The following is a 17734-nucleotide window of genomic DNA, read 5'->3' as shown; positions in this document are numbered from 1 at the left end:
TGTCAGCAATGGCAGGAAATATGCAGTCCGACAAAGCCGGCACCGAACCGCGCTCGATCCGTGTCCGAAACAGGTGAGGGGGCGATGCCGCGCTGGGTCGACGAAGGCTGGGTCATACTGAAGGAAAGCGTCAGCGGCTACATCGATGACAATGCGCTGAGCCATGGCGCGGCGATGGCTTTCTACGCCACCACGTCGCTGGCGCCGATCCTGTTGATCGTCGTCGCGATCGCCGGTTTCGTCATCGGCAACGATGCCGCCCAGTTGGCGCTGTCGGCCGAGATATCGGGCGTGATGGGGCCACAGAGCGCCGACCTGCTGAAGGCCACGCTGGAAACCGCTTCGCATGGCTGGTCGAGCGCGCTTGCCACGCTGATCGGAGTGGTGACGCTTTTGGTCACGGCGTCGGGCGTCTTCGGCGAGATGCAGCAGTCGCTCAACGAAATCTGGAAGGTGAAGCCCAACGGGGCGTCGCTGTCGCGCCTTGTAAGGGCGAGGGCGGCGAGCCTCGGCCTCGTGGCTGCGCTCGGCTTCCTGCTCCTGGTCTCGCTCGCGGCCAGCACGGCCATCGCGGCGCTGGGCGAGATCATCAACCGGAGCCTGCCTTTCGGAGAACTGATCGTCAGCGCCATCAACACGATCGTCTCCTTCGCGCTGATCGCGTTCCTCTTCGCCGCGATCTACAAGGTCCTGCCCGACAGGGAGCTCAAATGGCGCGATGTCGGCGTCGGCGCGCTGGTTACCGCGCTGCTCTTCACCATCGGCAAGTCGCTCATCGGCTGGTACATCGGCACCAGCGCCATCGCCACCTCCTATGGCGCGGCCGGAGCCCTGATGGTGGTGCTGGTCTGGGTCTACTATTCGGCGCAGATCTTCCTCTTCGGCGCCGAGATCACCCGCGCCTATTCGCTGCGCCGCGGCAGCCGGCCGGACCTCGCGCCAGCGGTGGCCGCCGATCCGCCGGCAGCCGCCACCGCCCCGCCGCCGGTGCGCGGCGCCTCCGGCATCGAAGTCGCCGTCTGGATTGTCATCGCCTGCTTGATCACCGTGCTGATGTCGCAAACCGGCGCCAACAGGCCGAACCGCCCGCGATAAAACTGAGTGTCCAGCAATTCGGCCCCCGACCTGGAAAAGGGCGTATGCCTTACCGGTCGTTCAAGCGCTTCTCGATTTGGTAGGATAGCCAGCGGCAGAACATGCCGGCGATCGATGTCGCGGCGCCGCCGAGCAGGCAGGCAACCAGCAACGGACTTTGCGATGCGCTCGACCAGCTTACGATGGCTAGCAATATCACGCTGACCGTCGAGATCAGATAACCTGTGCCCTTCAGGAGGTGGAGCGACGCTTTTGTCATCGCCAGAGTTTCCGCCCTATGGCAACTCGCGGCCGGCGCTGAAGTTCCATGGCGAGGTTCGGGAAGGCGCGCCTGCAGGCTTGCCTTCCCGTGCCGCGTCGCAGCTTGCTCGAACTCAGGCTGCCTCTGCCGCGACGTTGACCGCGGACTCGGCGAGCTTGGTGAGCGCGACGTCCGTTTCCTTCTCCTCGTTCAGCGTCTGGTCGAGCAAGGTGACGGCCTCGGCCAGGCCGAGTTCCTGCGCCCAGGTCCTGAGCGTGCCGTAGCGCGAAATCTCATAATGCTCGACAGCCTGCGCCGCGGCCAGCAGGCCTGCGTCGAGCGAGGGCGAGCCCTTGTACTCTTCCATGATCTCGGCGCCTTCCTCGGTGATGCCCATGATCGCCTGGCAAGTCTTGCCCACCGGCTTCTTGTCGATCACCTCGAACACTTCCTCGAGACGCGCGACATGTTCTTGGGTCTGGCCGCGGTGCTTTTCGAAGGCGGCCTTTAGCGCCTCGTCCTGCGCTGCCTTGGCCATCTTGGGCAGCGTTGCCAGGATCTTCTTCTCTGCGAAATAGATGTCCTTCAGCGTGTCGTGGAAAAGTTCGTTGAGGCCCTTGTTCGAGGCCGCTTTCGTTGTCGGCATGTCTGCATCTCCTGAGTGGGTGGATAACCAACCCCAACACAGTTTTTTCGAACTTGTTCCCAACAGAATTTTCCTGTGAAAGCGCCCGGGAAACTCTCATTTGTTGTTGACCGCCGCCCGAACAAACGAGCCGACCGAAGCGGGCAGACCGACCGTCCTCGGGGCGGCAATTCGCGCGGCTGCATTCTTTGATTCCGCCTGGAACTTTTTGCCAGCACAAGCGCTGTTGAACAGCAGTTGTTTCCAATGAAGGCAGGGAGAAGAAAAATGAATACCAAGATTCTTTGCATGAGCGCACTCGCGCTTTCGCTCGCGACCAGCGCGGCGATGGCCAGTAGCGCCAAAGGCACATCGGCCTTGGACGACCCGCAAAAGATGGCGCCTTTCTTCACCGATGCGGGGATGAAGACGATGAGATCCGGCGATGAGTTCAAGAAGGCATGGCTGGCCATGACCGAGGAAGACCGCACCTCGATCAAGAAGGATTGCGGCGACGAGACCATCGCCAAGCAGCATGACAATTTCTGCAAGATGACCAAGGAACTCGGCGGCGCAAACTGAGGCCGGTCGACAGACAGGAACGGCGGCTCTTTCGGCCGCCGTTTTTGTTATCGTGGCGCCGGGCCAACACAGGCTCAAGGCAGCGGGGACCGGTTGGCCGCAACGGAAGATCTTGTTCAGAGGGCGCGTGTTCGACCGGCTGCCGGCTATAGGCTGGACTTATCCATCATAATGACTACGCGTTGCCGGCTGGTGACAAAGAGCTCGTATAATTGCTCGAGGTTTTCGAGGTGTCGGTGAGCCAATGCCGCGCCGTCGCCATCAAGGCGCATGTCGTTGACCTTTGCCCGCTGTAGCACTGCGAGGTCGGCGATCCTGAGGATGTTCTGGTCAACCATGTCCAGCCGTTCGGACAATTTCGCGAATTTGTCCTCTTCAGCAATCAGCAACCTTTGAACCGTCGCTCTGGTGCAATCGTCCGTCTCCGTTTGAAGGCGGTCCACGAAGTGCTTGATGTTCTCCCTGGCGATAAAGCGGTCCATCAGGCTCGCCCTCCGAGCCTTGAAATCATATCCCCGTGGCAGAGAGGAGTCGAGGCGCGCCATGACGACCAGGCTCCTCGGGAAATTGATGAAGATCAAAGCCGACGCACGATCGCGGGCGCACAATACCGTGTTGCGAGACGATCCTCACCCTCACGTTGGGACCAGATGGCTAGCTCCGAAACCCAGATTCAGATGCTCAATCGTCATATCCGCACGGGAGCGCGTCATATCTCCCGCCAGCGAGAGATCATCGATCGCCTCACCGAGCTAGGCGCACCGGCCGAGCTGGCGGTGGAACTGCTCGATCTGTTCGAAGTTACGCAGGAACTACACATCGCGCATCGGGAGCGGCTTCTCAATTAAGTGCGGCCCGCAAGCGTCACCGGATGCCGAGGAATCCGAGGATGGCAAGGACGATAACGATTGCTCCTACGAGCCAGATGATGTTGTTCATGTCTTCTCTCTCAATTCTTGAATGAGGCGCTGCCTGTGCAGCTTTCGCCTTCGACCAACGGGAGCAAGTGGCTTCCGTTCCCGGTGTGGGCCCACGGTCCCGCGCGGTCTGGACCGAAGTCTTAACCGCGCCTCTGCTGATTGCCCGAACTTGGCCTCTCAGCGGTTGTCATCTCCTTTGTGATTTCGACCGCTCCTTCGCCCGAGCCTTTCAAGCAGGGCTCGAAGGCGCTCGGGAAGCTGACGGTCAACTCGAAAAAGTGGCCACGCGCGCAGGTGCCGTCTCAAAGACTCGCTGGAAAACTGCTGTCTCAGCAACCTGGCGAGAGCTTCGTTGTGACGTCGATCCTGGGCCATTTTCACGCAGTCCTGATCAATGCGAAACCGGAAGCGCCTGGACTTGTTCCGCTGCGCAATCGTGATTTGTCACCGCTCGCTGGCGGTAGCGCGTGAGCGGGTTGTAGCGCGCCAGGCTCAGTTGAGCTCAGGCAGGCCGGAACATAAGCGCCGCTCGCCGGTTTGGTCCGCGGCGGCATCCCCGAAGCCCGCCGCCATCGGGTTCCAATCCTCCCGATCGAAGCCCGCCCGCTCATCCTCCGGGCGGGCTTCTCCATTTGAGAGATTGGTTCAGCACAGGAGAGACCGTCATGGCAGGCAAGACAACGCACGACCAGCAGCAACGCATCATCGAGGAGCGCGTCAACACCAAGAACGCCGGAAAGGATTTCAACGCCAAGGAAGAGCTGGAGCGGCCTAGCCAGGAGCGGGCCGCCCGCGCGAAAGGCAGCGCGTTGAAGCCCGGCGAGCGCGATCTGATCGATCCCGACGACAGGCAGATGCTGCGCGGCGAGAATCAGGAGTCTCCGCACCGGAAACGACGCGGCGACTGATGGGCGTCGGCCGGAAAAGCGCAGCGGGTGGGGAAGGGCGCGTTAACGCGGCTCGCGGGTCATCGAGAGATAGGTCGGGTCGAATTTCCGCGATCTGCAATCGCTCTAGGGATTAGGGACTTCGTTGGAAGGCTGTTCCGAGACAATCGGCACTCCCGAGCGCACCAGGCGCTCGGTGCGGCGCAGCAATTCCCGTGAGCGCTTGATCGCGTCCTTGCTGCCTTGGATGAGTTGATCCTGGAAGTGTTCGCGTGCCCGAGGCAACGCAGTTCTGGTTTGGCGCATGGCGCTCTCCGTGTTCAGACGGGAGCGCGTTCGTCGTCTCTCAGCCGCTAATGGTGTCCAGTGGGGTTACCAGCGATCTGCGCTACCTAGGGCTCATTCGATCTCAGTCAAGTCGCCCATCATCGGCAATGCCCGGCTTGAATGGTTCCGAATTGCTGCCAACTGCTGGGCGAGGGCCCTGGATTGCTCCACATACGCCCAAGCCAGTTCCCGTATGCGGCTGTTTTCGGCGCGCAGGGCCTTTGCGCGCTCGATGACCAGAGAATTTGCGTCGAAGATATCCATGGCGACAACAAATGCGGACCGCGAATGAAGGTTCCAGCCCCGACCAGGGCCAAGTCGAATTTCAGCCCCGGCTGCCGCATGGCGGGATGCCTGGACGGTCTTGACCTGTGGAAAGCGACGCCGAATGGCGCGAGAGGAGCGTCGCGCCCGGGTGCCGAATCCGGATAATCCGACGAGGCTGGCATGTCCGTGACTTCACTCTTGCTGCCGGCCAGGTCGAGGTCAACTCATGCCGGCTTCATGGCCAACGGAACATCGCGCGGCGGCAGATTTTATTGCAGCGGCCTATCGTACCGGAAGCGACGAGGCCGGCCTGGAAACAATCGAGAAGGCGGCCGACCGGGTGCTCGAGGAAACCGGCATCCGCTTTCTGAACGATCCGGAGACCATCGATCTCTTGAAGCAGGCTGGCGGCATGGCGACCGGCGATGTCGTGCGTCTGGACGGGGCTGAACTGCGCCGCATCGTGCGCCGGCATGCGCCGCCAAGGTTCCTGCTGCGCGGCAGGAATCCGGCACGGGATACGCCGGTCGGAGCGGGAGCGGCGCCTGTCTTCGCGCCAATCTACGGCGCGCCTAATGTCGTGCTCGACGATGGGACGAGAGTCCCCGGCAGCCGGCGCATCTATGGCGAGCTTGTCGCAGCCGCGCATGCCGCTCCCGGGCTGACCAATACCGGGCAGATGATCTGCGTCATGGAGGACGTCGCCGAGGACCGGCGGCCGCTGGAGATGCTGTTTGCCCACCTCACCTCTTCCGACAAGCCGCTCATGGGCAGCATCGCTTCGCCGGCGGCGGCCGAGGCGGTGATCGACCTGACCGCGGCTGCGGTCGGGCGGCCGTCGCTTCCCGGCGAATGCAACCTTCTCCACCTGATCAACGCCACGCCGCCGCTCACCTATTGGCCGAATCCGTTGAAGTGCCTGCGGACGATCGCGTTGAAGGGCGAGGCAAGCATGGTCTCGTCCTACATGATGATGGGCGCCACGGCCCCGGTCACGGTGGCCGGCGCGCTCATCCAGGGCTATGCCGAGGTGCTGGCGGGCCTTGCGCTTGCGCAGCTTTGGCGTCCGGGTGCACCGGTGGTGATGGGAATCCTGGCCTATCCTTTCGACATGCGCCGGATGCTGCCCAACTTCGGCGATCCGGCCTCGCAGCTCGTCCAGTTTCACGCCGCTGAGTTGGGCAGGCGGCTCGGTGTGCCGGTGCGTGGCGACGGCGCCATCACCTCGGCCAAGGTGGACGACGCGCAATCCGGCGCCGAAGGGGGCAGGGTGGTGTCGGCGGCGCTGGCGTCGGGGGCGCACTTCATCCTTCACGCGGCCGGCTGGCTGGAGCAGGGCCGCACGGTGTCGCTCGCAAAATTCCGCCGCGACGCCGCGGCGCTGGCGGAACTCGGCTATGGCAAGCCGGCCGATTTGCCGATGCCGCTCGATCGGGAGATCGAGATGGAGATACGCGGCCGCCTCGCCCTATCCTGAACCGCTCAGCAAAAAGGGCGCTGCCGCGCGGCAGCGCCCTTTGCTTCGGGGCGTGGGCTGTCACCAGCCTTGGCGGCTGTACCAGTCATCGATGTCGCGGCGCACGCGATCCTTCTCGATGCCGTAGCGTTCCTGGATCTTGCCTTCGAGCTGGTCGCGCTTTCCGGCGATGCGATCGAGATCGTCGTCGGTGAGCTTGCCCCACTGTTCCTTGACCTTGCCCTTCACCTGCTTCCAATTGCCTTCGACGCGGTTCCAATCCATTTGCCGTACCTCCTGTTGGATACGCAGGGCTAACGGCATCGCGATCGCGAGGTTCCTGCGGACAAGTCTTTTTCTCCGGGCGGGAACATTCGCCCGGCGCCGCTGTTCTGGAGGGCAGGATGGCGCGCAGCCCCGCTCCCCCGCGAAAGGCGCGCCACCGACCGGGTCCAGACCCGAGCAAGCCCGCCTCGGCCGTCCCTCGCCGGGGCGGGCTCTATTGTGACGAGATTGGAAGGATCATGCTTCACGAAGCAGCAAACATCGCCGAGCAGGCTCATCGCGGCCAGAAGGACAAGACCGGTCGGCCCTATATCGAACATCTGAGGCGCGTTGCCGAGGCCGTCGAGACGCTGGACGAAAAGACCGTCGCCTACCTGCACGACGTTGTCGAGAAAGGCGACGGCTGGACCCTGGAGAGGCTGCAGGGCGCCGGGTTCGGCCAGCCGGTGGTGGCCGCGGTCGATGCGCTGACGCGGCGCATGGACGAGAGCGAGGAAGGCTTCCTCTGCCGCGCCGCCTCGAACGAGCTGGCATTGCCGGTGAAGATAGCCGATCTGCGCGACAATCTCTGGCAGGCGCACCAGGCGGGCGCAGCGCCCGAGAAATACGAAACCGGCCTCGCCATCCTCGACCAGCTGGAATCCAGGAACTGAATCCGGACTTAATCCCGGGGCGGGGAAGCGATCAACTTGGCCTCGCGGACAAGAGAACTCCAGTCCAGGCCGATAAGGCGGACGAGATCGCGCGCCTGTGCCTCGCTGATGCCCGTCTCCCGCACCAGGCGCTGCACCACGTCGTGAGAGGGTGGATTGTTGTCCCTTTTGGCCATTGCTGCCCCATTCAGGAAACCCGCTCGTTGAATCAGGAAACCAACGCTCTGTCGGATCGACCGTTCCGGCGGGAACTGCTTTGGTTTGGTCGGACCGCGGTTTGAAGTATTCTGCCCGGAGCCCTTGTCGCTGAGGAAATTAAGAGCTATATAGGGCAAATCGATCTTGCTGAAAGAACGTTGTTTTCGCGCAAAATGCGCCCCTACGATCTTCCCTCTCAATTTCGAAGAATTCGTCGCTTGGCGGTTGCCGGGCGCGTATCATTTTGCGTCGATTTGTAAGGAGATCGCAATGACTACTGGAACGGTGAAGTTTTTCAATTCCACCAAGGGTTTTGGCTTTATCGAGCAGGGCGGCGGCCAGCCGGACGTGTTCGTGCACATCTCGGCCGTAGAGCGCGCAGGGCTGCGCTCCCTCGTCGAAGGCCAGAAGATCAGCTTCGACGTCGTGAAGAATGCCCGCAGCGGCAAAAGCTCGGCCGAGAATTTGCAAGCCGCCTGATCACGGCGCCTCGCGGTCCTTGACCACGGATGTACTGGCATTGGCCGCAGAGGCGCGTTGGAGAAGGTCGGGCTTTGCCCGGCCTTTTTTGATTAAGGAGATGACAATGAAGTCGCTACCGGATACCGGCCTGTTCAAGCCGGTCCCATCCCGCACGGAAGCCAAGACCGACACGACCTCTCGTGTCGCTCGGCAGATTCAGGACCTGGAAGCCAAGGAAAGGGCGGCCAAGACCGAGCGCTTGCGCGCGGCGAGGCTGGCGCAGGAAGCCGAAGCGCCAGTGGTGCTGCCAAGGAAAGCCGCTCCGAAGCGCGCGAAGAAGGCATAGTTCCTCAACGCAGTGATGTTGAAACATTGCAGGCTTTAATGGCAAGGCTATCAACGTCCGCCGGGTAGTCAGCGCAAACGTTGGCGATGAGCTGGAGGCTTCTGAACCTGGTCATTCCAGGGCGGAGCAAGGAGCGCAGCGACGCGCGCAGACCCTGGAATCCATTCCGTTACCTGGACCGAGGTGTGCAACGGTGCAGAATTTGTGGACGGCCGCGGCGCTTCCAAGTCACGGCATGGATCCTCGGGTCTGCGCGCGTCGCTTCGCTCCTTGCTCCGCCCGTGGATGACGACCGCGATAGGCGGTCGATTGAGGTCGGTCAGACGCGACGCGCTTAGCACCGTTTCATATGCAGCACGTTGATGGTGATCTCATCGCCGGACATGCGCCCATCCAGCACCTTTTCAAGGGCGTTGCCATTGTCGGGCTTAAGCACCTCCGGCAGATCGAGCGCCGTCAGGGCCTCGTCGTCGAACTCGATCGGCGCCCCGTAGAGCTGTGATACCTCCATCACCAGGCTTTCGATGTCCTCGCGAGCGATGTTCTCGGCCAGATGATCCAGCCTGATCTCTTCGGAAAGCCGGATGATGTTGACGATCCCCTTGGTTCGCAAGGCCTTTTGGACCCTGTGGTGGGCATCGTCGCGCAGGCGGATGGAAAATCGTTGGAACATGGACTGCCTCCTTTCCTGGAGGTTATCCCTCGATTTCCAGCATGCGCCCGATGGTCACGGATTGCAAGCAAAAAAAGCTAGAAAGATGAAATAAAATCAACAAGTTAGCATAGAACAACAAATGTGGTTTCGGCGCATCGTTGGCATCGTTAGCTTGTGCCGTCTTTCACAGCTTGGCCATTCTTGACGTCCTATGAGACAGACCCTACTTCTACTCACAATGAGCAAGTTACTCATTCGTAGCATTTTTGTCTGTCAAGGAGGCAGGCATGGCTGAGCTGGAACGGCCGCAAAGATTGCAGATCATGCTGACCGACGAGGAGTTGGCGGCGCTGGAGAACTGGCGTTTCGAAAAGCGCATGCCGAGCCGTTCGGCCGCGGTCCGCGAGCTTTTGCGTCGAGGGCTGGCCTCGGATGGGTTCCTGACGGCGAATGCGGGCGTGAAGTCGCAGGATTTCGGCGTGATATCTGCGGACAGGGCGGCCGGCGATAGTCCCGGCGACTCGAAGCCGTAAGCGGATGCGACCCAGCGGATACGTTGCCTTGATTGCGGGCGGCCCTATTTGATGCGCATGACCGGTACAGGGGGGATCTTTCGTCCGAACGCCAATGCCGACGCGCGCCTCGCGGCGATCGTCGACTCTTCCTATGACGCCATCATCGGCAAGGACCTCAACAGCGTCATCACCGATTGGAACCGCGCGGCCGAGCGGATGTTCGGCTACAGCGCGGAGGAGGTGATCGGCAAGTCGATTCTGATCTTGATCCCCGACCACATGCACAGCGAGGAAACCGAGATCATCGGCCGCATCCGCCGGGGCGAGGGCGTGGGCAGCCTTGAGACGACGCGCAAGCGCAAGGACGGCTCGTTGATCGCGGTGTCGATCACCGTCTCTCCCATCAGGAACAACGCCGGCGAGATCGTCGGCGCCTCGCAGATCGCCCGCGATATCACCGGCGCCAAGGAAAGCGAGCGCCGTATTCGGCTCCTGATGCGCGAGGTCAACCACCGCGTGAAGAACCAGTTCGCGGTCATCCTGTCGATGGTCAGGGAAACCAGCAAGCGCTCGACCGATCCCGCTGAGTTCGAGCAGATGATCCGCGCGCGCATCATGGCGCTGTCGCGCTCGCACGACCTTCTGGTGACCTCGGAATGGGCCGGCGCCAGCCTGTTCGATCTGGTCCAGGAGCATCTGAAGCCCTTCGGCCACGAGGAACGCATCTCGCTGTCCGGGCCGCTGCTGACGCTGCAGTCGAATGCGGTGCAGAATCTCGGCATGGCCTTCCATGAGCTCGGCACCAATTCCTCCAAATATGGCGCCCTTGCCGTCGACGGGGGCCATGTCGAAATCACCTGGACGGTCGAGACGGGGCCGGATGCGCGGCGGCGGTTTCACCTTCTGTGGCAGGAGACGTCCGGCGCGCCAGGAATTGCGGTCGCTGAGAGGAATGGCAAGGAGAAGGGGGCCGCCGAACGCAAGGGCTTCGGCACGGTGGTGCTGCAGCGGGTGGCTCCGCAGTCGCTGGGTGGTTCTTCCCATCTCGAACGCTCGCCCGGCAGTTTGAAATGGGCGCTCGACGCGCCGCTCGAGGCAATCATCGTTCCGCAGCTCGGCGCCGAGACCGACAGCGACATCGCCGTTTGAGCGTCTATTCGCGGTGGCCGGCGCCGATGTGATTTGCACCTTGCCGTCGGGCGGATGAGATCGGCCCGGGCGAGCCGCGGCCGCTCAGGCCCTCCTTGCAGCGCTGCAAAAGCGTAATTACATCAATCGTGAGCGTGCAATGTCCACGCGGATACAGTTGCTTTGGTCAAGCTCCAAGGAGGTTGTCATGGCAATGATGGAAACAAGAAAGAGCCTGGACTGGATCACTCTGGTCCTCGCGATCTGCCTCTTCATCTCACCCTGGGTCATCGGATTCACCGCGGCGATGGTGCCCGCGTGGAACGCCTGGAGCGTCGGCGTTCTGCTCGGCGCGCTGGCGCTGGCGACGCTTTCGGTGTTCGCCGAGTGGGAAGAATGGGTCAGCGCCGTCCTCGGGCTCTGGCTGATCGTGTCGCCCTGGCTTCTGGGCTTTGCGGCTGACACGAATGTCATGACCACGCATGTCGTCCTCGGCGTGCTGGTGGTCGTGGCATCGGCCTGGGCCGTCTGGGACTTCCGTCATCCTCACGCGCATGCGTGAGCGGTGATCGGTCGGGAGCCCGCCGCGCGAGCGGCGAGCTCCTTGAAGTTGCTCTCTCGGGATGGGGCAGGGCGGCTGTTGCGGCGGCTTCACGCAATTGCTGCAACCGGAAACCTTTTCGTGCATTCTTGGGAATGGTCTCGATGCTCCACCCCGACACCCCCGCCAAATGCTGCTCCTATTGCGGCGGGCGCGACCATGATTTCGAGGAATGCCCGAAGCGCAAGGCAGACGCCGAGAAGGAAGAGGCGGCGCGGGTGGCCGGCTCCAAGCCTCCGGTCCCCAGCGCTCAGGGGATCAGCGCTAGGGCTTTGGCAATGGGATTTCATCCGGCAACAACGGCGCTAGGTCGCCCAGGGGCTCTCCATGTCATCGGGTCATTGTCTATGCGGGGGCGTACGCTATGAAATTGCGGGTGAGCTTGCCCAGCCTATAGCTTGCCACTGCACCCAGTGCGCGCGCACGAGCGGCAACTTCGCAGCCATGGCGGCCTGTCGTTCGGTGGATCTTCGACTGTTGTCCTCGTCCAGTCTCCGTTGGTACCGCTCGTCAGACAAAGCCCAACGCGGCTTCTGCTCGCGCTGCGGCAGCAACCTGTTCTGGAGGGCGGCTCCAGGCGGTGAAACCTTCGTCGCTGCCGGGACCCTTGACCCACCGACAGGTCTGCGCCTTGGCAAGCATATTTTCGTCGGCTCGAAATCCGATTTTTACGATCTAACCGACGGCCTACCGCAGGAGCAGGAGGGTTAGGATCATTCGCGGGGCGCGATGATGGCAGCCCGTCGCCAATGTAAGTGACCGGCGCCCGTTGCCTGTTGGGGTGGATTTCCCGGCGCCGGCCCGGCGAATCGAAGTTCGCCGCACCTTCAAAGTGAGCTGTCTGGGCGGGTTCGGCGACCTCAAATTCTGACAGTGCACAGGCTAATTTTAGCGTTGCTGCATCTTTTATAAATGACGCTCCGGGCTGCTGGCCAGATCGGCGGGCGGTCTTCAGTGAAGGGTTATCGGTCCCCTTCGACGATCCCGAACCTTGTCAGCAAGCCGGCTCTCAAATTTTAATGCGGCTGCTATCCCTTCGTCTCACAATGGCACATGTCGAATTACAGGTTCGAGGTCATCCGAAACGGGCAGTGCCTGGGTGATGCCTGGGTCGATCTCGGCAGTTTGAGCGAGATGCGACGAGAAGCGCTCAAGGCTCTGCACGACATCGGCCTCGACGAAATGGCTTCAAGCGACCTGGATGAAACGGTGACCGTGTCCGTCCATGATGAAGTCGGCAGGCCTGTCTATTCTGCTACGCTCAGCGTCTCCCAGACGCTGCCAGGGATCCACCACGCGGGTCGCTAGCCAGCGCCGGGTCGCTTATTTTAGTTGGGACTAACAAAAGTTATCGCCAAGCCTCGCACAACCCGGTCATTGTTCGAGCTCTCCGCTGCCCTGAAGCGGAGGATGGGAGGAGCCAGCCTTTAGCTGGCGGGCAAAAGGCAGGCCACTTGGCCCGTTGCGCGGACCGCAGGCTGCTGCGACGGGCCAAGGTCGTCTGACCCAATAAAGGCGGTCCATGTCGCCTGTTTGTTGGCCTTTCTGACCTACGTATAGCCCTGACTTTTTCTGGGATGATCGAAGACCTGGCGTTGAACCGGTCTATGATCGCGACGGGGGTGCGCGGGTGGCGGATATCATCTCAATCAGGATAGGTGCGCGGCCCGCCGGTCGGCTGTCGGCGGGACGCCTGCGGCTTTGCGCTTTCATGGCGATCGCGGGTTTCATGATCGCCGGTCCGGCCGCGGAGCAGGTCTTCGGGGTGCAATCGCCGTGGCTGCGTTCCTGGACCATGTTCAGCGCGATCGGGTTGGGCGTCATCGACGCTTCCTTCGAAATCCGCGGGCCTGACGGCGCGCTTGTCTCGCTCGACCGGTTCGAGATGCTCGGCGCGCCCCGCAACGGCAGGCTGAAGTGGATCCAGAACCGCGAGGAACTGGCTTCCGTCATCAACCGGCTCTGCACGGTCGCCGGGCAGGGCGCCGACATCCGTGTCCGCGCCCGGCTGGGCACGCGCGGCGGCTGGCAGACGATCCATACCGATGCCGAAAATGCCTGCGCCGACTGAAGCCATCGCCGACTGGCGTCTGGCGCCGGCCATGGCGGCGCGCTTCGCCGCCTGGGCGGCCGGCACGGAAGGCTCGTCGCGTTCGTCCGCCTTGATCCGCATCGGCCTGGCAATGCTGTTCTGGTCGCGCTGGGCGGGCGAGCTGCTGCTCTATAGGGACCAGTCGCCGGCCGGCCTGTTTCTCGCCGCCAACTTCTTCCTCGCCACGGCGCTGCTCTTCGTCGGCTATCACAGCCGCGCCGCCGCCGTCTGGACCGGCTCGGTCGGACTGGCGATGTATTATTACTTCGGCTTTGAGCTTGGCCGCGAGCCCTGGACCCACCACCATGCCTATCTGCTTGCCGTCGCGGCGCTCCTGATCGCGCTCACCCCTTGCGACCGCTCCTATTCGCTGGACCGCTATTTGGCGGTAGTACGCGCCGAGCGTGCGGGCGTTCCACTGCCGGTGGAGCGCGGCAACCTGTGGGGGCTGCGGCTGATCGTGGTGCAGCTCTCGGCGCTCTATTTCTTCGCCGCCTTCGACAAGTCGAACTATGCCTTTCTCAGCGGCGCGCGGCTCGAGCAGATATTCCTCTGGTTTTACGCCGGTTCGGACTATCCGTCCGGCCTTGCCTGGCTCGCCATCGTATCCTTCGGTGTTGTCGCGCTCGAATATTGCCTTGCCTTCGGTCTGCCGTTTCGCGCCACGAGGCGCTATCTGGTCCTGCCGGGCCTGGCCTTCCACGCCATCATCTATGTGACGCTGCCGGTCTACACCTTCAGCGCCACCATGGCGTTGCTCTATCTCGCTTATTTCGATGCCGATGCCGTGGACAAGGTGATCGCGCGTCTCCAGGGGATCGGATCGACGGCGACCGCCGGAGGGGAAATTTCGTGAAGCGTGGTTCGTTGGGCGCCGTCGTCGCCGCCGCCACCGGCCTGGCCATGGTCTGCGGCATGGCCCGTGCCGGCGATGCGAGTGACTATTATCCCAGGCGGACATGGGATTCCTTCGCAGGCGGCCAGATGAACACATCTCTGCTGGTGTTCCGCGACCTCAACAGGAACGGCCTCTACGATCTGGGCGACCGGCCGATGTCGCGCGTGGCTGTCGAGCTCGACAGGCCGAACGCCGGCACCATCATGCGACTGACCAATGCCGGCGGCTTCGCCAACTTCCGCATGTCGGTCCTGCACCGCGATTTCGAAGTCGTCGATCCCGGGCACTATGCGTTCCGCGTCGTGCCGCCGCCAGCCTACTCGGTCACCACCGGCAACGCCGCGCAGGAAAGCGACTATGTCGTTTCGCCCGGATCGCCGGGCGACATGATTGCAAAGACCACGACCCACCCCGTCGGGCTTGCGGCGGATCTTACGATCAGCGGCGCTGTCGCCGCCCGGGCACGCGTTTCGCTGACAGGGCCGGACGGCGTCGGCATCGCCGCCAAGGTCGGTCCGGAAGGGGGCTTCAGCGCAGCCGTGGCGCCCGGCGAATGGCTGGTCGATTTTTCGGCCGCCGGGGCGACCGAGCGGCGGCATGTCGTGGTCGGCGCCGCGCCGGTGGTGCTCTCCACGTTCTCCGACAAGGGCGGACCGGCCGAGGCGCCGCTGCCCCAGGAGCATGTCGTCGGCTTCGACGACCTGATGACGTCGCCCGGCGTGTTCGAGGTCCCGTCAGGCTATGGCGGGCTCGACTGGTACAATCTCGTTGCCATGCACCAGCGCTTCACCGACGGCCCGGGCTACGTCAACACCACCATGTCGGGCGAATTCATCGCCTATAACAGCTCAGGCCATCCCGCGCAGGTGTTCAGCGACAAAGCGTTCGATTTCACCGGCGCCTATTTCGGCGCCGGCTGGGACGACGCGGAGGGCGAGACGCTCATCCTCAAGGCCTGGCGGGGCGGTGAGCCCGCCTATGAGGATCGGCTGACGCTGTCCGCCAACGGTCTGGTCTATTTCGCGGCCGACTACAGGCGCATCACGCGGCTCGAGATCCGCACGCAACATTACTGGCAGGCCGCGATCGACGATTTCGCCTACCGCACCGGCCCATAGGGCGGTTCACCGCGCCGCGGGAGCGGCGAGCCGGAACAGGAAACTGGAAGGACGTTGCTTTCTGCCGCTCCGGCGCGCGGCGCTTCGAGGTCAAGCGGCGTCAGCAAGACACTCGTGAGGAGGCTCCGCAGGAGCGGGGTCCGCCGTCCGAATGGCCGACATTGGAGTCGTGATGGCCGCCATGGCCGCCATTGCTGCCGCCGCTTCCAGTGTTACCACCATTGCCGCCGTTACTGCCGCCGTTTCCAGGGTTGCCGCCATTGCCGCCACCGTTTCCGGCGCCACCACCATTGCCGCCGCCGTTTCCGGTGCCGCCGCCGTTACTGCCGCCGTTTCCAGGGTTGCCGCCATCGCCGCCACCGTTTCCGGCGCCACCGCCATTGCCGCCACCGTTTCCGGCGTTGCCGCCATTGCCGCCACCGTTTCCAGCGCCACCGCCGTTGCTCCCGCCGTTTCCGGAGCCGCCGCCGTTGCCGCCATTCCCTCCGTTGCCGCCGTTCCCCCCATTGCCACCGTTTCCGCCGTTCCCCCCATTGCCGCCATTCCCACCATTGGCCGCCAGAAGCGCGCGCTTGGCGTCCTGCAGCATGGCTTTCGCATCCGGCTGGTGGAGCTCGTCTCGCGGCTCTGGAAGGACCGACGCGGCACGGCTCGAGATGGCCGCCGGCAGCAGCAAGGTCGATGCGATCAGCGCCGTGGCCAGCATATTTCTCGGAAGGGAAAGGCGCGCGAAATCGGCCTTCGAGGCGAATTCGAGAATCCGTAAGCCTCGCGCCGGCCATCGCCGGGCAGCCTGCGCCCTGATTGTCATTGAGATGAACCCGCCACCGCCGTACCCCCGTCGCGACTATAGACAGGTTCGACGCCCGTTCCCGATCATCCCAGAAAAAGTCAGGGCGCCGCGCGCCTCCACGGTGGGCGCGTGCGACCCATTCGGTGTGCTCGCCTTAGCCCCTCAGCGCACGCGCCGCCGCCTCGGCAAAGGAGATGTCGCCCTTGATCTCGCGCATCGCCATCGAGGTCACCGTGCGGCGCACGCCCGGCAGGCGGCTGAGCTCCTCGCGCAGCATGCGGTCGAGCGCCATCATATCGACGGTGACGATCTGCAGCAGATAGTCGGCTTCGCCCGTGGTGGCGTAGCAGCGGCGGATCAGCGGGTGCGTCTTCACCGCCGCCTCGAAGGCGTCCGACACCTCGAAGTCGATCGACACCTGGATGAAGGCCTCGATGCCGAAACCGATCCTGGCCGGATCTATGCGGGTCGAATATCCACGAATGACGCCTGCCTCTTCCAGCGCCTTCACCCGCTTCCAGCATGGCGTCTTGCTCAAGCCGACCTCCTCTGCCAGCTCGCCGAAGGAGATCCGCGCATCGCGCTCGAGCGCGGCGACTATTCTGCGGTCCAGGGCATCCAGCACGGTTCGTTCTCCATTGGTGCGGGAAGAAGCGATAATCGTCCTTCATTTCATGCCATTTGGATAACAGAAAGGAACAATGTTCAAGCCGGAGGCGCTATCCTTGTGGCGCGGTCATGCCCCGAGGAGGATGAGCCATGGACAAGACGGACTATCACGCCCGCATCGAGGCGCCCGAGATGCGCGACTACGGCGTCTATCTGAAATGCGACCAGCTGCTCGCCTGCCAGAAGCCGCTTGCCGAGATGGTCAACGCCGACGAGCTGCAGTTCCAGATCGTGCACCAGGTCGAGGAGCTGTGGATGAAGCTCATCGCCTACACGCTTGTCGACGTGCTCGACTACCTGGAGAAACAGAACACGCATCGCATCGTCACGCTGATGGGCCGCGTGCACCGGCTTATGCGCATGATGACGGCGCAGCTCGATCTCCTGGAGACCATGTCGCCCAAGGAGTATCAGCAGATCCGCCTGCAGCTCGGCAATGGCAGCGGCCAGGAATCGCCCGGCTTCAAATTCCTGCTGCGCCTGCCGCCCGACCTTTGGCGGGCCTTCAGGCATGTCTATCTCGACGACCGCGGGCTGACCGTGGCGGATATCTATGACGAGCATTACGACCATGGCGACGCCTATGTCGTGGCCGAGGCGCTGATCGAGTTCGACGAGCTGTTCCAGAAATTCCGCGCCAACCACCTCTATCTGATCCACCGCTCGATCGGGCTGGGCTCGAAGTCGCTGAAGGGCCGCCCGGTGGAGATGCTGGAAGGCGGCGCCCGCCACCGCTTCTTCCCCGAACTGTGGGACATCCGTTGCGACATGACCGACCGCTGGGGCGCCGAATACGGCACCGTGCGGGACTCGATCAGCCATCCGCGGCACCATTCTCCTTCTCCCCTTGTGGGAGAAGGTGGCCGCGAAGCGGCCGGATGAGGGGTGCTCCAGGGAAAGCCAGCGTCTCACTCCGCTGGA

Annotated in this window: 28 protein-coding genes; 19 read left to right on the top strand and 9 right to left on the bottom strand. The window is 63.1% G+C overall.

The genetic code is table 11. From position 1 onward, the window contains the following. Positions 1-84 precede the first annotated feature (84 nt). Positions 85-1095, top strand: a complete 1011-nt coding sequence (locus EOA23_RS02400; RefSeq protein ID WP_127302766.1) for a YihY/virulence factor BrkB family protein — start codon at positions 85-87, stop codon at positions 1093-1095. Positions 1096-1144: 49 nt separating this feature from the next. Here EOA23_RS02400 and EOA23_RS02395 read toward each other — a convergent pair whose 3' ends face one another. Both EOA23_RS02395 and EOA23_RS02390 read right to left on the bottom strand, forming a co-directional pair. Continuing rightward, on the bottom strand, positions 1145-1354 hold the full coding sequence (locus EOA23_RS02395) for a hypothetical protein (protein ID WP_126061407.1): 210 nt from the start codon (positions 1352-1354) through the stop codon (positions 1145-1147). A gap of 115 nt (positions 1355-1469) precedes the next feature. Beyond that, positions 1470-1982: a ferritin-like domain-containing protein gene (locus tag EOA23_RS02390; protein ID WP_127302765.1), complete on the bottom strand. Its 513-nt coding sequence runs from the start codon at positions 1980-1982 to the stop codon at positions 1470-1472. Between the two features lie 267 nt (positions 1983-2249). On the opposite strand from EOA23_RS02390, the gene EOA23_RS02385 reads away from it, so the two are divergent. After that, complete coding sequence (locus EOA23_RS02385; protein WP_126061405.1) at positions 2250-2543, top strand: hypothetical protein; 294 nt, start codon at positions 2250-2252, stop codon at positions 2541-2543. Between the two features lie 146 nt (positions 2544-2689). Here the strand turns inward: EOA23_RS02385 and EOA23_RS02380 are convergent, their stop codons facing one another. After that, entirely contained in the window at positions 2690-3088 is a 399-nt protein-coding gene (locus EOA23_RS02380; RefSeq protein ID WP_126061404.1) for a hypothetical protein, read from the bottom strand. Between the two features lie 105 nt (positions 3089-3193). Here EOA23_RS02380 and EOA23_RS02375 point away from each other — a divergent pair, with 105 nt between their 5' ends. The 3 genes from EOA23_RS02375 (at position 3194) to EOA23_RS02365 (ending at position 4371) form a co-directional block, all read left to right on the top strand. Beyond that, complete coding sequence (locus tag EOA23_RS02375) at positions 3194-3391, top strand: hypothetical protein (RefSeq protein ID WP_127302764.1); 198 nt, start codon at positions 3194-3196, stop codon at positions 3389-3391. 231 nt (positions 3392-3622) lie between these two features. Next, complete coding sequence (locus EOA23_RS02370) at positions 3623-3934, top strand: hypothetical protein (protein ID WP_127302763.1); 312 nt, start codon at positions 3623-3625, stop codon at positions 3932-3934. Positions 3935-4128: 194 nt separating this feature from the next. Next, positions 4129-4371 (top strand): hypothetical protein, encoded by a 243-nt coding sequence (locus EOA23_RS02365; protein WP_127302762.1) that lies wholly within the window; start codon positions 4129-4131, stop codon positions 4369-4371. Between the two features lie 105 nt (positions 4372-4476). Here EOA23_RS02365 and EOA23_RS02360 read toward each other — a convergent pair whose 3' ends face one another. Together EOA23_RS02360 and EOA23_RS02355 are read right to left on the bottom strand one after the other, a co-directional pair. After that, positions 4477-4656: a hypothetical protein gene (locus EOA23_RS02360; RefSeq protein WP_127302761.1), complete on the bottom strand. Its 180-nt coding sequence runs from the start codon at positions 4654-4656 to the stop codon at positions 4477-4479. Between the two features lie 93 nt (positions 4657-4749). Beyond that, entirely contained in the window at positions 4750-4941 is a 192-nt protein-coding gene (locus tag EOA23_RS02355) for a hypothetical protein (RefSeq protein ID WP_127302760.1), read from the bottom strand. Positions 4942-5170: 229 nt separating this feature from the next. On the opposite strand from EOA23_RS02355, the gene EOA23_RS02350 reads away from it, so the two are divergent. Beyond that, positions 5171-6421 carry a trimethylamine methyltransferase family protein gene (locus EOA23_RS02350; RefSeq protein WP_127302759.1) on the top strand — a complete coding sequence of 417 codons (1251 nt, stop codon included), beginning with the start codon at positions 5171-5173 and terminating at the stop codon, positions 6419-6421. A 60-nt stretch (positions 6422-6481) separates the two neighbouring features. Here the strand turns inward: EOA23_RS02350 and EOA23_RS02345 are convergent, their stop codons facing one another. Then, a complete protein-coding gene (locus EOA23_RS02345) occupies positions 6482-6685 on the bottom strand; it encodes a CsbD family protein (RefSeq protein WP_126061401.1) in 204 nt (67 codons plus the stop codon). A 239-nt stretch (positions 6686-6924) separates the two neighbouring features. Here EOA23_RS02345 and EOA23_RS02340 point away from each other — a divergent pair, with 239 nt between their 5' ends. Further along, positions 6925-7338, top strand: coding sequence for an HD domain-containing protein (locus EOA23_RS02340; RefSeq protein ID WP_127302758.1), 414 nt, complete (start codon positions 6925-6927; stop codon positions 7336-7338). Between the two features lie 8 nt (positions 7339-7346). On the opposite strand, the gene EOA23_RS02335 is transcribed toward EOA23_RS02340, so the two are convergent. Then, positions 7347-7673 (bottom strand): hypothetical protein, encoded by a 327-nt coding sequence (locus EOA23_RS02335; protein ID WP_127302757.1) that lies wholly within the window; start codon positions 7671-7673, stop codon positions 7347-7349. Between the two features lie 133 nt (positions 7674-7806). Between EOA23_RS02335 and EOA23_RS02330 the strand changes: the two genes are divergently transcribed. Further along, a complete protein-coding gene (locus EOA23_RS02330; protein ID WP_126064700.1) occupies positions 7807-8016 on the top strand; it encodes a cold-shock protein in 210 nt (69 codons plus the stop codon). Between the two features lie 106 nt (positions 8017-8122). After that, on the top strand, positions 8123-8344 hold the full coding sequence (locus tag EOA23_RS02325; RefSeq protein ID WP_245473970.1) for a hypothetical protein: 222 nt from the start codon (positions 8123-8125) through the stop codon (positions 8342-8344). Positions 8345-8678: 334 nt separating this feature from the next. On the opposite strand, the gene EOA23_RS02320 is transcribed toward EOA23_RS02325, so the two are convergent. Beyond that, complete coding sequence (locus tag EOA23_RS02320; protein WP_127302756.1) at positions 8679-9017, bottom strand: hypothetical protein; 339 nt, start codon at positions 9015-9017, stop codon at positions 8679-8681. 269 nt (positions 9018-9286) lie between these two features. Between EOA23_RS02320 and EOA23_RS02315 the strand changes: the two genes are divergently transcribed. From EOA23_RS02315 to EOA23_RS35525, 9 genes are all read left to right on the top strand, one after another. Next, a complete protein-coding gene (locus tag EOA23_RS02315) occupies positions 9287-9532 on the top strand; it encodes a hypothetical protein (protein ID WP_127302755.1) in 246 nt (81 codons plus the stop codon). A gap of 51 nt (positions 9533-9583) precedes the next feature. Next, the gene (locus tag EOA23_RS02310; RefSeq protein ID WP_245473968.1) at positions 9584-10663 is read left to right on the top strand and encodes a PAS domain S-box protein; all 1080 of its coding nucleotides are present in this window, start codon (positions 9584-9586) and stop codon (positions 10661-10663) included. A gap of 187 nt (positions 10664-10850) precedes the next feature. Beyond that, positions 10851-11204, top strand: a complete 354-nt coding sequence (locus EOA23_RS02305) for an SPW repeat protein (RefSeq protein ID WP_127302754.1) — start codon at positions 10851-10853, stop codon at positions 11202-11204. Between the two features lie 366 nt (positions 11205-11570). Continuing rightward, positions 11571-11954 carry a GFA family protein gene (locus tag EOA23_RS02300; protein ID WP_126061396.1) on the top strand — a complete coding sequence of 128 codons (384 nt, stop codon included), beginning with the start codon at positions 11571-11573 and terminating at the stop codon, positions 11952-11954. Positions 11955-12296: 342 nt separating this feature from the next. Beyond that, positions 12297-12551: a hypothetical protein gene (locus EOA23_RS02295; RefSeq protein ID WP_127302753.1), complete on the top strand. Its 255-nt coding sequence runs from the start codon at positions 12297-12299 to the stop codon at positions 12549-12551. Between the two features lie 322 nt (positions 12552-12873). After that, positions 12874-13314 (top strand): hypothetical protein, encoded by a 441-nt coding sequence (locus tag EOA23_RS02290; RefSeq protein WP_127302752.1) that lies wholly within the window; start codon positions 12874-12876, stop codon positions 13312-13314. Beyond that, on the top strand, positions 13298-14191 hold the full coding sequence (locus EOA23_RS02285; RefSeq protein ID WP_189341474.1) for an HTTM domain-containing protein: 894 nt from the start codon (positions 13298-13300) through the stop codon (positions 14189-14191). Before EOA23_RS02290 ends, EOA23_RS02285 begins: the two co-directional genes overlap by 17 nt. Further along, entirely contained in the window at positions 14188-15351 is a 1164-nt protein-coding gene (locus tag EOA23_RS02280; protein ID WP_127302750.1) for a hypothetical protein, read from the top strand. Before EOA23_RS02285 ends, EOA23_RS02280 begins: the two co-directional genes overlap by 4 nt. Positions 15352-15523: 172 nt before the next feature. Beyond that, positions 15524-16117 (top strand): hypothetical protein, encoded by a 594-nt coding sequence (locus tag EOA23_RS35525; RefSeq protein WP_189341473.1) that lies wholly within the window; start codon positions 15524-15526, stop codon positions 16115-16117. 181 nt (positions 16118-16298) lie between these two features. On the opposite strand, the gene EOA23_RS02270 is transcribed toward EOA23_RS35525, so the two are convergent. Further along, positions 16299-16769, bottom strand: a complete 471-nt coding sequence (locus EOA23_RS02270; protein WP_127302749.1) for an Lrp/AsnC family transcriptional regulator — start codon at positions 16767-16769, stop codon at positions 16299-16301. A gap of 134 nt (positions 16770-16903) precedes the next feature. Here EOA23_RS02270 and EOA23_RS02265 point away from each other — a divergent pair, with 134 nt between their 5' ends. Further along, positions 16904-17695 carry a tryptophan 2,3-dioxygenase family protein gene (locus EOA23_RS02265; RefSeq protein WP_127302748.1) on the top strand — a complete coding sequence of 264 codons (792 nt, stop codon included), beginning with the start codon at positions 16904-16906 and terminating at the stop codon, positions 17693-17695. The last annotated feature ends 39 nt before the right edge of the window (positions 17696-17734 follow it).

The organism is Mesorhizobium sp. M2A.F.Ca.ET.042.01.1.1, assembly GCF_003997405.1.
Taxonomy (GTDB): Bacteria; Pseudomonadota; Alphaproteobacteria; order Rhizobiales; family Rhizobiaceae; genus Mesorhizobium.
Note: the sequence above shows the minus strand (reverse complement) of the source record. Positions and strands in the feature narration are given on the sequence as shown.

Bases quoted from the DNA above. Each gene is read 5' to 3' on its own strand.
- EOA23_RS02400 (WP_127302766.1), top strand. From the start codon at position 85: ATGCCGCGCTGGGTCGACGAAGGCTGGGTCATACTGAAGGAAAGCGTC.
- EOA23_RS02395 (WP_126061407.1), bottom strand. From the start codon at position 1,354: ATGACAAAAGCGTCGCTCCACCTCCTGAAGGGCACAGGTTATCTGATC.
- EOA23_RS02390 (WP_127302765.1), bottom strand. From the start codon at position 1,982: ATGCCGACAACGAAAGCGGCCTCGAACAAGGGCCTCAACGAACTTTTC.
- EOA23_RS02385 (WP_126061405.1), top strand. From the start codon at position 2,250: ATGAATACCAAGATTCTTTGCATGAGCGCACTCGCGCTTTCGCTCGCG.
- EOA23_RS02380 (WP_126061404.1), bottom strand. From the start codon at position 3,088: ATGGCGCGCCTCGACTCCTCTCTGCCACGGGGATATGATTTCAAGGCT.
- EOA23_RS02375 (WP_127302764.1), top strand. From the start codon at position 3,194: ATGGCTAGCTCCGAAACCCAGATTCAGATGCTCAATCGTCATATCCGC.
- EOA23_RS02365 (WP_127302762.1), top strand. From the start codon at position 4,129: ATGGCAGGCAAGACAACGCACGACCAGCAGCAACGCATCATCGAGGAG.
- EOA23_RS02360 (WP_127302761.1), bottom strand. From the start codon at position 4,656: ATGCGCCAAACCAGAACTGCGTTGCCTCGGGCACGCGAACACTTCCAG.
- EOA23_RS02355 (WP_127302760.1), bottom strand. From the start codon at position 4,941: ATGGATATCTTCGACGCAAATTCTCTGGTCATCGAGCGCGCAAAGGCC.
- EOA23_RS02350 (WP_127302759.1), top strand. From the start codon at position 5,171: ATGCCGGCTTCATGGCCAACGGAACATCGCGCGGCGGCAGATTTTATT.
- EOA23_RS02345 (WP_126061401.1), bottom strand. From the start codon at position 6,685: ATGGATTGGAACCGCGTCGAAGGCAATTGGAAGCAGGTGAAGGGCAAG.
- EOA23_RS02340 (WP_127302758.1), top strand. From the start codon at position 6,925: ATGCTTCACGAAGCAGCAAACATCGCCGAGCAGGCTCATCGCGGCCAG.
- EOA23_RS02330 (WP_126064700.1), top strand. From the start codon at position 7,807: ATGACTACTGGAACGGTGAAGTTTTTCAATTCCACCAAGGGTTTTGGC.
- EOA23_RS02325 (WP_245473970.1), top strand. From the start codon at position 8,123: ATGAAGTCGCTACCGGATACCGGCCTGTTCAAGCCGGTCCCATCCCGC.
- EOA23_RS02320 (WP_127302756.1), bottom strand. From the start codon at position 9,017: ATGTTCCAACGATTTTCCATCCGCCTGCGCGACGATGCCCACCACAGG.
- EOA23_RS02315 (WP_127302755.1), top strand. From the start codon at position 9,287: ATGGCTGAGCTGGAACGGCCGCAAAGATTGCAGATCATGCTGACCGAC.
- EOA23_RS02310 (WP_245473968.1), top strand. From the start codon at position 9,584: ATGCGCATGACCGGTACAGGGGGGATCTTTCGTCCGAACGCCAATGCC.
- EOA23_RS02305 (WP_127302754.1), top strand. From the start codon at position 10,851: ATGGCAATGATGGAAACAAGAAAGAGCCTGGACTGGATCACTCTGGTC.
- EOA23_RS02300 (WP_126061396.1), top strand. From the start codon at position 11,571: ATGTCATCGGGTCATTGTCTATGCGGGGGCGTACGCTATGAAATTGCG.
- EOA23_RS02295 (WP_127302753.1), top strand. From the start codon at position 12,297: ATGTCGAATTACAGGTTCGAGGTCATCCGAAACGGGCAGTGCCTGGGT.
- EOA23_RS02285 (WP_189341474.1), top strand. From the start codon at position 13,298: ATGCCTGCGCCGACTGAAGCCATCGCCGACTGGCGTCTGGCGCCGGCC.
- EOA23_RS35525 (WP_189341473.1), top strand. From the start codon at position 15,524: ATGGCCGCCATGGCCGCCATTGCTGCCGCCGCTTCCAGTGTTACCACC.
- EOA23_RS02265 (WP_127302748.1), top strand. From the start codon at position 16,904: ATGGACAAGACGGACTATCACGCCCGCATCGAGGCGCCCGAGATGCGC.